Source organism: Streptomyces sp. NPDC098101 (genome assembly GCF_044760185.1).
Taxonomy (GTDB): Bacteria; Actinomycetota; Actinomycetes; order Streptomycetales; family Streptomycetaceae; genus Streptomyces.
On sequence record NZ_JBIWAS010000001.1, the window covers coordinates 209583 to 223013 of the forward strand.

General features: G+C 63.6%; 5 protein-coding genes and 1 pseudogene. All 6 read right to left on the bottom strand.

The genetic code is table 11. The features are described 5' to 3' along the window. Positions 1–4: 4 nt before the first annotated feature. A pseudogene (locus ACIQVI_RS00925) lies at positions 5–483 on the bottom strand (transposase family protein). 23 nt (positions 484–506) lie between these two features. Beyond that, a complete protein-coding gene (locus ACIQVI_RS00930; RefSeq protein WP_403589673.1) occupies positions 507–746 on the bottom strand; it encodes a transposase family protein in 240 nt (79 codons plus the stop codon). 112 nt (positions 747–858) lie between these two features. Beyond that, on the bottom strand, positions 859–1251 hold the full coding sequence (locus tag ACIQVI_RS00935) for a transposase (RefSeq protein ID WP_403592172.1): 393 nt from the start codon (positions 1249–1251) through the stop codon (positions 859–861). A gap of 466 nt (positions 1252–1717) precedes the next feature. Next, entirely contained in the window at positions 1718–2224 is a 507-nt protein-coding gene (locus ACIQVI_RS00940; protein ID WP_332436597.1) for an Imm1 family immunity protein, read from the bottom strand. Next, the gene (locus ACIQVI_RS00945) at positions 2221–9306 is read right to left on the bottom strand and encodes a polymorphic toxin-type HINT domain-containing protein (RefSeq protein ID WP_403589676.1); all 7086 of its coding nucleotides are present in this window, start codon (positions 9304–9306) and stop codon (positions 2221–2223) included. The genes ACIQVI_RS00940 and ACIQVI_RS00945 overlap by 4 nt, the downstream gene beginning before the upstream one ends. An 81-nt stretch (positions 9307–9387) precedes the next feature. Further along, a complete protein-coding gene (locus ACIQVI_RS00950; protein WP_403589678.1) occupies positions 9388–13035 on the bottom strand; it encodes a LamG-like jellyroll fold domain-containing protein in 3648 nt (1215 codons plus the stop codon). Positions 13036–13431: the final 396 nt, after the last annotated feature.

Sequence of the window (13431 nt, forward strand, 5' to 3'; positions counted from 1 at the left end):
ATCCTCACCCTGAGCTGGTCAGATGAAGGGTGAGGACGGCTTGGACGAGGTTGGTGACGCGGGTGGTCGAGCACCACAGTTTGCGCAGGAGCCGCCAGGACTTGAGGGTGGCGACGGCCTGCTCGACGAGGGCTCGGATCTTCGCGTGAGACCGGTCGACCGCTTGTTGGCCTGTGGAGAGGGTCTCCCACCGTCCCCAGCGCGGGATACGGACCGTGCTGCCGGCGCCTCGGTATGCCTTGTCGGCCAGCACGGGATGTCTGCCTCGGCGAGGGTGTCGACGATGCCGTGTTCGCGGGCCGCGCGGATGTCGTGGACGGCGTCGGGCAGGGCTGGTGAGGCCCACAGCAGCCGCCCGAAGGGGTTGGCGAGGATCTGCACGTTCATCCCGTGCTTCTTGTGCTTGCCGGAGTAGAACGGCCGATCCGCGGCGATGCGGTCGATCGGCAGGAGGGTGCCGTCCAGGATCAGGTACGCCTTCATCGACGCGGTCCGCACCGCTTTGGTCAGGCCGGGGGCGAGAGTGGCGTGGCCAGGAGCTCGACCGCTTCGGTGACGTAGCGGTAGGCCGTCGTGGTACCGATGCCGAATTCGGCGGCGAGCTGGGCATGGGTGTGTCCCATCCGTAGATGGGCGAGGGTGAGCAGGGCCTGGCGGCCGGCGGTCAGGCGCCGCCACCGGGAGCCGATCGTGCGGCGGTGGCGACGCAGTTGCTGCGTGAGGAAGCAAAGGGTGGAACTGGACACGTCGATACCTGACGGGTAAACAAGCACGTGAAGTCTCTGGTGGAGCCGGTTCTCTTGGTCAAAAATCTATTTACCAGGGGCTTCGCCATGTTGTCAGCCCAACTGCACCGCATCAGGAACAGGTTAGAAAAGGCTCACTGTGGTCGGCGAGCCAGGCCCGGACAGTCTTCGAACGGTGAGCCGAGTGCCGGTTCACGATCAGGTGCACCTTCCGGTCGAAGTGCCCCACGAGCCGGGCGAGGAAGCGGCACACGACCTTCGCGTCGAAGGTCTCGGTCGGGAAGACTATGAAGTGCATCCCCTTCGTGCTGATCGCAGACATCGCCTTCACGGAAAACTGGTTCCCAGTACGCCGGACAACCGGTGTCCGCCCTTGCTCGCCCCAGGTGCGGCCGGTGACCTGGTTCGAGCGGGTTCCGACCTGGTCGCCGAAGAGGACTTCGACGCCCTCCGCCTTTGCCCTGGCCCGGATCGCTGGCCAGGTCTCCTCACACCAGACGCAGATAGCCTGCGGATCCTGTTCGACAGCCCGCTTGTCCGGCCGTCAGAAGGTCAGACACCACCGCCTGAGTTACTTGCCCACACCGGGCTCGGTGAACCGGACCCGGTACAGAATGGTTCACGGCCCTGACCGACACCTTGAACAAGGCCGCGACCTCCACCCGGTCTCGGCCCTCCACCAGCGCGGACACCGCCAGCAGCCGCACAGCCTCCTGCGTGTCCGGCGATCACGTCCGCGCATCCCCCACCAGATCACTCACGCATGGTTAACGAGTGTGAACCCAAAGCGTTTTGGAACAATAGTGAGAGCCGCACTGGATGCTAGAGGGGGCGTCGATCGCAGAAGCCCCGTCAGGGTAACCTGACGGGGCTTCGACTCTTACGCTGGGAATCCGATTCTTGTCGGAAGTCCTCCGCTTGGGTGACGCGAGGCCTATCGCTTAAGTGCCACGCTGGCTGCGTGAATCATTCTATGAATGGCGCTCTCCATTCAATTCCCCGTGAACCCACGCTACGCACTCGGGGCGATTGCCTGATTCATTCCGACAGAATTCCTCAAGCGCTGCTCTGATCTGGTTGACAGGGAGGGTGCTTCTTGGGTCGAAGAAGTACGGGACGCCAGGATCTGATACCACGCGCGGATCGAAATCTGGGGGATTCGGATTATCGGAGACCCAGATGTGTTCGGAGATCTCGTCCCTCGTGATCCGGTCTTGATTTGCAGACCAAACGAGACCGCCGTATCCGGACTCCGAATTTACAGCAACCTGAAGGCAGTTGTCAGGCCACCAGTCGCGCACCGTTTCAGAGTGGCGCCGTTCGGCGAACATGAACGACGCGGTCTCTCCGGCGCTGATCCATGGCCCACTACGGTCCTCATGCTGAAGATTCTCTAGAACCTCCGTGATTAGTGCAGATTTCCCGTTCCAATCATCGGCGTACTGGTATCGCCCGTGGATTATTGCGTTAAGGATCATGGCGCCGATCCCTCTCCATGTATTATCTTCGCAGCCTCCGCGCCAGGATACCAGACCTCCATTGTGTAACCGACGGGAAGGATCTTGGCAACTGCCCCTTGACAGCCGTACATGTCGCCACACACGCCCGCTTTATTGTTCATGACCACAGTGGCTGATTTCGTTCTCCCGTCGCGCATTACCATGGCGTATTGCGCTTCGACGTGCTGCGCTGCCGGATAATACTTCACCCTTGGGTTGATAGGTGCTCCGTGCTTCCTCAAGTACGCGTCGGTCGCTTGAACCAGAGGACTGTTTCCTCCGGCCTCAATCTCATCATGTATTTCCTTTGAGTTGCTAAACAGGCGCCCCGTCGTGACGCGCTTGTTCGCGAGTTCGCTCAATATCTGAGCAACATTGAGGCAGGTGTTGTGGACGAGGACCGGGGTCTGGCCGGCCAGCACGTAGTACGTGTGCAGATCGTCAACGGTGAAGTTGTACGTCTTCACGTACTTGGTGAATGAAGCGTTTCTGTTGACGGCAACAGTCTCGCCCTTGTCGGTGAGCAGGGTCATGCCCGGCTTCAGGTCCTTCGCAGCAATCCAGGCGTGCTGCGAGGCTGACCAGAAGGGGTGCTCAGCCGTTGCCGTGAGGGTCTCCGTGCCGTCGGGGGTGGCGATGGAGAGTGTGTTGAGGTGCTTGGTTTCCTCGGTGCGGATCAGTTGAGTGACGGGTCGCGCGCCAGATTCTCCGGTTTCGGGATCAGTCGCGAGGACCTCGTCGCCGACCTCGACGTCCTGGATCTCCTTCGTGCTGCCATCGCCCATGAGGACGAGTGTTCCGGCGAGGAAGCACTGGCCACCGGTCAGTGGGGTTGACTTGCGAGGGGTTGTTCCTGCGCCTCCGCCAGCGCGGCCGTGCGCAATCATTTCCCCGATGAAGCCGGGCACTTGGTACCAGTCGGACGTCGAGTCCACGCCTTGTTCGAGGACCCATTGGTCGAAGCTGCCGCCGTAGTCGCAGCCCGGGGCGCCAGCTCCGCCGTTCCAGCAGTCGGAGTCGCCTAGCCACCCGAAGAGGGATGACGTGTGTGCGGCAATGCTGACTGTGCCCCAGAATGCTTCGCTGAAAGGATTCGACCAGGAGAGGTCATAGTTTCCCGCAGGGGCAGTTCCACTTGATCCTCCTCCTCTACCACCTCCACTGTTGGAGCTAGCTGTTCCGGATGCCTCTCCTGCGCCGGCGGTGACGGTTCCAACATTGGTGTTGCCACCTTCAGAGGGTTTCTGAACGTCTCCTGGGACTGTGCCCGTGAGCTCTGGGGCAGTTGGGATGCAGGAGTTTCCGTAGGCTCCGCAAACCTCTCTGAGGCCGGTGGGGTCCGAGGACGTGGTGGGGTGTTGGTTGGCGTAACTGTATCCGTTAAGAGATTGGTGCTGGTCGGTTGAGAGGATTGGGTCGACGCTGATGAACTGACCGATTTTTGGGTCATACTGGCGCGCGCCGATGTGTGTAAGACCCGTCGATTTGTCAGCGGTCTTGTTGAGGAAGCCCTTATCAGTGGGCCAGGTGCCAATTGAGCCGACGCGTTCCCCCCCGAACGGGGTCATGTAGCGCTTTGTGGGTTTTTGTGTGGTGTCCGAGGTGACAGCGAGGCTTTGGGTGCCGTGGTGGTCGCCTGCGAGGAACTGGAGCTGGGTCGTTCCGGTCTCGTTCGTGCGGACGGCGATCGGGGTGCCGCCAGCGGTGTAGCTGCGTTGGGCCCAGGTGGTGCCGTTGTCACGGCGGTGGAGTTCCGTCGCGCCGACGTACAGGACGCGTTCGCCGGCCTTGGTGTTGCGGATCAGCAGAGTGCCGTCAGCGTCGTACACGTAGTCGGTCGACTTGGTGCTTTCGGTGAGTGTGGTGAGCTGGCCTTCGGGTGACCAGGTCAGGTTCTGCTGTGCGGTGTCACCGGGACGCTTGGTGGTATTGCCTGCTGTGTCGTAGTCGTAGACCTTGTCCTTGGTGGGGTCGGCGGCGGTGCCGCATGTGGTGCGGGGGGTGGTGTAGCGCAGTGCGTGCGGCTGCTTGGCCGGGTCGTAGCAGTACGTCGTGGTCGTGTTGCCTGTGGAGAGGTGCTGTGTCTCCGTCTTGCGCTGACCGGCGGTGTTGTAGGTGTACGACGTCCAGTACGGGGCGGGGCCGTCTAGGGTGCTGGCGTTGCGCGTATCGCCACAGTTCTGGGAGGTCGGGGTCCAGGCTTCGGTCAGGCGGCTGTGGCCGTCGTAGGCGAAGCACTGGGTTTCGGCCTTGGTGGTGCCGCCGAGGGTCGTCGGGTCGGTGATCGAGGTGACGTTGCCGGCTTGGTCATAGGTGTAGGTGAGGTGCTGCAGCATGTACGGGTGTGTCTGGTCCGTGACATGACTGAGGGTCAGGCGGTCTGTTCCTTCCTCGTACCTGTTGGTGACATAGACGTTGCGGTCACCTGTGCCGCCCTTGCCGAGGGTGAGCTGCAGGACTTGGCCGGTCTCGGAGTAGTCGGCCTGCTGCAGGTAGCCGTTGAGGCCCTTCACGGACGTGAGCTGGCCCAGGGCTCCGTAGCCGTACCCGATGACCTCGCTCGCCAGACCGCCCAGAGCGGGTTCGCTGGTGCTGCCCACGGTTCCGTCGATGCGGTAGGTGGACTGATAGGTCAGTTTCCCGCCTGGCACGGACGGGGTGATCGGGTCTGTGGCAGGGAGGGTCAGCTCGGTCGTCGCGGGCTGATTGAAGATGTCGTACGCCGTGACCGACTTGGTGTACGCCTTGCCGGACTTGCCTCCGATGTAGCGGGTTGAGGCGGCGGGAAGACCCTTGAGGGGGGTGTCGTAGGTGCGGCTCGTCAAAAGCGCGGCGTCCGATGCCGTGCCCGACCAGGTGTTGGTCGGACGGCCGAGAACGTCGTATCCGGTCACGACCGTGGAACTTCCGGTCGTCACCTTCACCGGCCGGTCAAGGCCGTCGTATTCGGTACGAGTCGTACCCTTATCAGGGTCCTCCGTGGTCTTCTGCCGACCGTACTGGTCGTAGAAGTACTTCCACACGGCGCCGTCCGGCCCCGTGATCTTCGACTGCTTGCCGTCACGGGTGTACTCGAACTCAGTCGAGGTGTAAGAACTTCCGAGCGTTGCCCCGTACTCGGCGTCCGCCGGGCTCGGACCCGCGTACGCACGGGTCTCGATCGTCCGGCCGAGGGCGTCGGTGATTGCACGCGTCGCGGAACCGCCGTCGAGCGCGGTGGTGGCGGTGGAGTCGCCGGTGTAAGTAGTGCTGGTAGTCCACTTCAGCGTGCCCTTGACGTACAGGGCATTGGACGTGGGTCGCCCTGCACCGTCGAAGACCGTCTCGGTCTGCTTCGGTGCTCCTCCGTACATCGCCCGCGCGTACTTCGAGCCCGGTACGTTCGTGTCGAAGACGTCGGAGTAGGTGGCGTAGACGCTTCCCAGGGTGTTGTAGCGGGTGTCCGTCAGCAGGCGCCCGCCCTGAGGAGTCGGGGTCTGTGTCTGAAGCGGTCGCAGTAGCGAGTCGTAGATCGCGTAGCTCGTGTTGTACGTTTCGCCGTCGGCCTTGAGGCTTGCCGTCGAGACCCAGGACTCTGCGGTGTTGCTGAGCGAATACCTGTACTGAGTGTTGGGCAACTGTGTGCTGCGGTTGCGGTTCGGCAACCACACGTCGGTCAGGCGGCCCATCGCGTCGTAGGCGAGCTCGGTCTTCTTCAGGTTCGCGTCGTAGGTGCGCTGGGCGAGGCCGCGCCGCGGGTCGAGGTAGCTGGTGACCTTGTGCGTCAGGGGATTGGTGACGGTCGTTCTCGTCAGCGGACCCGAATCCACGGGCGAGTACGCCGTGGTCATGGTGCTTCCCTGCGCGTCGGTGACCGCAGTGGGCCGACCGAGGTTGTCGTAGGCGGTGACGCTGGTCTTCTGCCACGTCACAGCTCCGCCTGTGCCGTATGCGGAGGCGCGTCCGGTCCAGGTGGGAAGCCCCTTGACCGGCTTCATCGTCGTGGACCAGGCGATGTCGTCGTAGGAGATCGCCGTATCGGCCATGACGTTGGAGCGCGTGCCGTCGGCCGCGGCGAGCTGGAGATCGGCCTCCTTGTACCCGCAGTTGAGGCCCACAGTGCGCACACGCGAGACGAGATTGGTCAACCCTGCGTCGGCATTGCGGGCGTACCAGGTCTCGGTGCAGACCTCGTCGCCCGACTTGTCCTCGTCACCCAGGTCGACAGCCTCGGTGGGCATGCCGTAGTCGTCGAACGAGACGGTCGACGTGGCGCGTGAGCGCCAGGAGCTGGATGCGGTGAGGTAGGTGTAGGACGTCGTGCGCTGGGTGCGGACGAAGCGGGATACATGGTCGCCGGCGTCGGGGACAGCGGATTGGCGCGCGGTTTCGCGCGACCAGGGCAGGTTAGCCGTCGCGGAGATCGGAGTTGCACCGTCGTAGGTCACCTGCTCGCGCAGTGTTCCCGCGTAGTAGTTAGCGTCCGGCACCGAGGCGAGCCCGATTGCTGGCTGCGTGAGCGGGGCGATCGACACGGACTTGGTCGTGCCGTTCTTGTTCCTGTCGCCGTGCATGCCCTGCATGTACAGCGACACCGTCTTGGTCCGGTTGACTCCGGTTCTGACCGCACCCTTGTAGACCGTGACCTCACGGTAACCGCGCCAGTCCGACCAGGTCCGCTCGTCCTCCGGCGTGAACGGGTCATCGTTGTAGCGCCAGGCAGCGCCGCTATAGACGTACTGGTTCTCGACGGGCTCGTTCCAGCCTGCCAGGTCGGATGTGAGGACGCCGATCACACGGTACTTGTGAAACCAGTCGACCGACGCTATGGAACTGCCGTTGATGTTCCAGTACTGGGGATAGCAGTTCCGGGTGTTGGTGTCCTCGGCAGCGGTGAGAACCTGGCTGCGTACGCACTCCGCAGGGGACATCTCCACGGTGGTGATGCCGCCGGTCTCGGAGACGACCGTGCGGATCCGAGGGCGGGTCAGAGCCAGGATGTGGTCGGCGTTGTCATCCACTCGGTTCGGACGCATGTCGTAGGTGAAGACCACCGGGTTCGACTTGATGGCGGTCGTCCCGGCCTTTGCGGTCCGTGTGATCGACTTCAGTGTGAGGACGTGGTCGGAGGTGTCACCGATGTCGCCTCCGTCCTGGTACTCCTGAACGAGGTCCCAACTGTCGACCGCGTCGTAGGTGCCTGTGGTCGTATTCCACGAGTGAGTGTCGATGCCGGTCAGCCGCTTGCGGGTGAAGAACGAGGGCGACTGGGACAGACACTCGGTGGAGCCACTGGCGCAGATGGCATCGAAGGGTACGTCCGGCCAGGTCTCGGCCGTCTCCTTCGTCAGCGACGAGCATGCTCCCTCCGTGCAGCGCTCGGCGTAGCCGAAGGTCACTTTGGCGTCTGCGTCGTCCGTGAACAGGGCACCCTTGCGAAGGCCGTACTTGATCTCCTTCAGGTACCCGCCGCGTACGTATTCGGCATCGGCCTTTGTGGCCTTGTTCTTCTTGTAGTAGTTCTTCTCTGCCGTGTACCAGTAAGTAGCGGCGTTCCCGTGGGTGTCCTCGACGTAGTCGAGGTTCCAGCGCCAGGCCTGCGTCACCGACCGTTCGGCGAACGTGGCACCCGCGTCATGGCCGGGCTCACCGGCGTCGTCGCCGAATACGGGCGTGGTCCAGGCGGAATTGGTGCGCTCGGTGGTGGCGCCGTCGAGTTTGTCACGGCCGAACACGTACTTCGTTCCGTCGCCGGTGATGACGGTCCAGTACTCGCCGTTGTCATCGTCGTTGGCGGCTCCAGTGGAACGGGTCACCTTCGACGCGTCGTCGTTCTCCAGCTTCCACTCGCTGGTGGTGGCAGTCGGGTTCGTCGCGTCAGCCTTCACCAGGCGCGAGGATTTCCCGTTCAGCACGATCCGTGCGTTGTCGTACTTCCAGCAGCGGTCGAACACATCCGTGTGTCCGTCTTTGTCGCAGATGCCATACGAGCGTTCGATGTAGGACTCGGTGAGGGAGAACCCTTCACCGATGGTGGTTCCCTGGTTATTGGTGGTCGCGGTGCGCCCATCGATGCTGCCAGAGTCGTAGCCCAGACTGAGGGACGGAGTCGGGCCTGCGGCTGCAGGCGGGAGAGCGAGACCGTACGACCAGGTGAACGAGCCGGAGCTACCTCCGGCGGACCACGAGGACGAGGCTGAAAGCGGTGTCGCGCTGTAGTCGCCGGTGCCGTTCGCCGCTGCGCCATCGGCGCCGGCTGCGGTCAGGGCCATGACTGTCACGCCAGAGGTCGAGGACCCGAGCTGGGGTTCGACGCCCTCTCCGTCGGCGCTCTGGGCGAGAGAGACGCGGGAGGTGACCGTCTGGTTCTTCGGGTCGTTGCGCGAAGGAAGGGGGGTTTGGGTCCGGCACTCGGCCTTCTGCGGCGTGGTCAGGGAGCACGTCGGGAGTTGCACTAGCCGGAGTCGGCCGGCCCAGCCACCTCCGATGGCGGACGCGAAACCGCTGTAACCGATGCTCACCTCGGCCCCACCGGCTCGTTCTGCCTCGGCGGTCAGCACAACTCCGGATATCCCGAGTTGGTCTGCGGCCTTCTGGCCCAGCACCGTGACCGTCGCATGGCCGTTCGCTTGGAGAGCGTTCCTGGCGTTGGAGCGAGCGAGGGTGACGGGTAGGCCGCCGGGTGCGATCTTGGTGCGCCCGGCCGTTAGTGTGACATCGGCATTGCCGGCCGCGGGCCAGACCGATCGCAGCTGCTCGGCCCGGGCGCGCATCACCTGGGTCGTGCTCTCCTGCAGTTCCTTCGCAACCTGTTCCCGGGCCTTTTTGGCGCCCGGACCCGAGCCCTCATGGATCTTGCCGACTCGAGGCTTGGGCACGTCCGGTCGGCCCAGGCCGCCTGTGCCTTCGGCAGCTACAGGGGTAAGGCCGATCGGGATCGACAGCGCCAGGGCCAGAGGCACGATGACGAGCGCTCTGCGGCGTCTACGCCGCGGCCTTCCCTCTTGCGCACTTGTTCTGCCTATTACGGGTTTCACAGATACTCTCCCCACCCCTTCGAACTGCGGATTGATAGAAGCCATGGGCTCCTTGCCCTGGCTTGAAGAGCAGGAGTGGGCGGCACCAGGCACACGGTGCCGCCCACTCCTTGCCTAGCTGTGCCGTCAGGAACTGATCAGCGCGTCGATCTGGGTCTCGTTGTGTACAGCTCCCGACCACACCCGTATGTCGGATACGCGGGCTGCGAGGAAGTGCTTCCAGGTTCCGGCGGACAGTCCCTTGGCGATCGTGAGCTCTCCGGTGCCGAGTTTGGCCGTGAACGTCTTCGGAACAGCGTCGAGTTCCGTGCCGACGCGGAGTGAGATCGTGGCGGCCTGGGCGTCATACACCCCGGTCAGGCGGACAGGGGTATCCAGTTCGGACTCTTTTTCGGACCGGACCGAAGAGAAGGTGCCATCCGTGTTGAGCCGCCCGAAGTGCCAGTAACCTACTGGCACTTCTTTCTCGACCATGTCCTTCGTTCCATCTGGGAGCGTGATCTCGACAAGGTCCAGCTTGGTCTCAGCGGCTTGGTACCACAAACCCCAGGCTGAGCCGTCCGCGGTGCGCTGTCCGAGAATCTGGCCGACATAGCCCGTGCTCTTTGCGTTGATCTTGGTCTTGTCCAGAGCTACCTGAGTCGTCACCGTGAACGACCCCGTGTCATCGACCAACGGGCCCTTGTACGTGGCAGCGTCGTCGACGCCGTCGAAGACGATGTCTTCACCAGCCACCGTGGCGCCGCCCGTCAAAGTCAGAGTCTTGCCGTATCCGGATGTGGTGTCTGCGACCGTCGTTCCGGAGGCTCCGCCAGGGGACCAGTCGGCCACGAGTTCGGCCGCGTTGAAGCCGCCCGGAAGGAGGGCGCTCGCCTCATCAAGGATGTCCGAGGCATCCACCTTGCTCTGCCAGACGTTGACCTCGTCGATCGAACCCTTCCAATAGTCGTAGTACGCACCACGCCACCAAGCTCGACCAATCTGGAACTTACCCGTGGACGTCCACGACGGGGCCACCTGGTCCGTTCCCTGGAGCTTGCCGTTGACGTAGAGGGTGATCTCTGTGTTGGTAGCGTCGTAGACGGCTGCGAGATGAGTCCACACACCGAGGGTGGCCGGTTCCTTGGACTGCACGAACTGGGTGGTCAGGTTGCCGTCCGTGGCATCCTTCGGCGAGGTGCGTATCTCCCATTTCCCCGACTCGGAGCGATACCCGAGGTAGAAGGCGCTGTACCAACCGCCGGTCATCGTGCCGTCCTGGCTCAGCGCCGTTTGATTCTGGCTACCGTCCTCCAACCTGACCCAGGCGGAAACTGTGTAGGAAGAGCCGGTCGTCACTACGGGCCCAGCGGTGGAGGCATAGCCGGTGGTGCCGCCGAGTGAAAGGCCCCCGTCCACCACCTGCGGATCCAGAAGCGCCCCGTCCTTGTCATGGGTGATCACTCCTCGGCGGCCGCGGTTGTCGCGAGTCGCGGCCCCGTACAAGGTCGCGTGGGACAAACCCCCGTCCGGCGCGTTGTCGAGTGCCGCGCCGGATGTCCCCATGAACTGCCATCGGCCGACAGGATCAGCTCCCTTGGCGACTCTGAAGTCATGTGCCATCTGGGTGCCCCATCGCCCTTGAGGGTCCTCGGCTCGTACGAGGAGCGTGTAGGTACCGGCTGCGGGTGGCTTTATCGTCACCGTTGCAGTCGAGCCAGCCACTTCAGCCCAGTAGCCGTTGGAGAGGCGGTAGTGGTACGACACGACGGTGTCGCCGGCGGCAGGCTTGAAGGAAACCGTTCCAGGCACGCCAGGGGCGCCGTAGAAGGGACAGCTATTTGGATCGGAACACGGCTTGTAGGGGCTCCCGAAGGTGACCGTGGGTGCCTTCGGCGCCGTCGGATCGACCATGAAGTAGCACCAGGGCGCATACCCCGAGGCAGATGCCTGGACATTGGCGTCGGTGAATACCTGGGTGGCGGCCGAGTAACGGTAGAGGCGCCCCTCGGTCAGCTTCGTGGGCCACAGTGCCGTGGTCTTCCAGTTGTCCGGGACAGTGCTGGTACTCGGACTCGCCATACCACTGCCGGACCAGACGCCGTCAGAAACCCAGTACTCAAGGCGCATCCACGTCCTCAGTTTGGCCTGAGCCTCGCCGCCAGGAGCGGTCTGCGGGGTTGCGGTAAAGGTGGGCTGCGGATTGTCCAGTACCGCCGGGTCCGCGCCGTTGGTGTCGCATATCCGGCTGCTACCGCTCACGATGCCGACGTTGGTCGGCAATGCCGGTTTGGCGACGTACAGCACCCGCAGGACCGCGTCATTCCTGAAGCGCTTCCACGCCGAGGTATCAGTCTCACTCCCAGCCCGGAGCTCCAACGTCAGCCGCGCGAACTTGCCGGCAGCGAAAGCCTGCACAGTTGGCGTGAGGTTCTCGTTCGGCTCCTGCGGGTTGTCGTTGAACTCGATCGGAGCATCAGGGGAGTCCGGATCACACAGCGATCCGCGTCCGGCGGAAACCCACAGATCGGCCATCCAGTCGAGCTCGGCGGGCCGGGACGCCCACGTGGTGGCCGAGGAGATGTTGTTCGTTCGAACCAGGTCAACCTGCCGGGGATCGCACTGGAAAGACCACGGCTCGGTCACCGCGAACGTAGCGTCCAGCACCTGCTTGCCCTTGAGGTTGTCAGGAGCGAACTCGAAGTACAGACGCTGAACGTAGCCGGGGCCGCAGTAGTAGCCGTTCCAGCTGCCGCACTTGCCGGCGCCCTGACCGCGCTCGTCGTCGCCGTTACCCCACCCGTAGGACTCGTAACCGTCGTTGCGCAGCAATGTCCGCTCCGACTCACCCCACGTCACTGTCGGGTCGATGAACAACGGGTAGTCCTCGGATGCGGTACTGCTGAGCATCCCGGCGTCCGGAACGACAGTGAGCGCATCTGCCTTGACATCGACATCCATGCGGGCGACGTTGTCACCCTGCCCCGGCTGCAGACCGGTACCGGAAGGCGCCTGCTCAGACGGGTCGGCGGGACCCGGCGGCGCGTCATTCGCCGCTACGACAGTCTGCCGCACCAACTGTGGCGCCGCGCCAGGCACGTCATCAACCTTTCCGGCCGAGTCCCACATTCGAGCCGGCGGAGCACGGAAGACAGTGGCCCCGCTGCCGTCGACTGCGGCAAGACTCCCGGCAGCACCTTCCCGAACAGTCAGGGCATGTGCCTTCAGACCAAAAGTGAGCTCCTTGAGTGCCGGGTTCGCCGCTGCTGCCGGCGTCTTGACCACCAGTACTTGCTGGAAGCTCTCAACTGTCGCGGTCAGCTTCAGGTCGACGTCAGGCAACACATCGCGGTAGACCGCGTTCGCTCCATCGATTTCAGGAACTGGCAGATCGCCCGGCCAATCGAGCTGAAGCGAACGACCGCGATCGGCGATCTCGACCAGCGGGGCGGCGTCGCCGCCCCCAGAGAACGACATCACCGCAGACGCGGCTTTGGGGCCAATCGACCCGTCCTCACGCCGCTCCAGCATCGGGTCCGGCACCTGCCAGCCACCACCGGGTTTTGCCACGCGCACCGGCACCGTGTGCTGCTCCAAAGTGAAAGTGAACCCGTCGGAGTTCGCGAACACGCTTGCTCGCTCGGAACGCTTGCTCTCGACCTCGACACGCTGGCCGGACTCCTTGGCCGTCTTCAGAGCGAGGTCCGCCTCGCCAAGAACGGGCGCATCAACGGTTGGCGCGGCTGCCCGTGCTGCAGGAGATGGAACCATCAACCCCATGGCCAAAGCGGACAAGACGACTCCCGCGCTCCAGGCACGTTGATACGCCCGGTGTCTCTTCACAATCCCCACCCCTGCTTAACACAACGCTCACAGTAGGTGGGTCACCCAATGCTCTGATCAACGGCAGGTCAAGGCGCGTTCAGTGAGTATGGCAAGTTGAGCGAGGAGCGTAGTAGTCCGGCGTCCCGCATCAGGTCGAACCCGTCCATCGCTTCTCTGGAGGCAAGACGTGCGCGGAGGTGCGCATCGGGTTCCGGCTGTCGGACTTCTGAGCTGGGTGCGATCTTCCTCCCGTCGGCGTAGCGGAACTCGCTGCTGAGCTGACCGTATTGGCTGCTGTCCTGGACATGGCGGTTGTTCAGGCCGTGGGTACTGCGGTACGAACTTGGTGGAGTTCACCACGCGCTT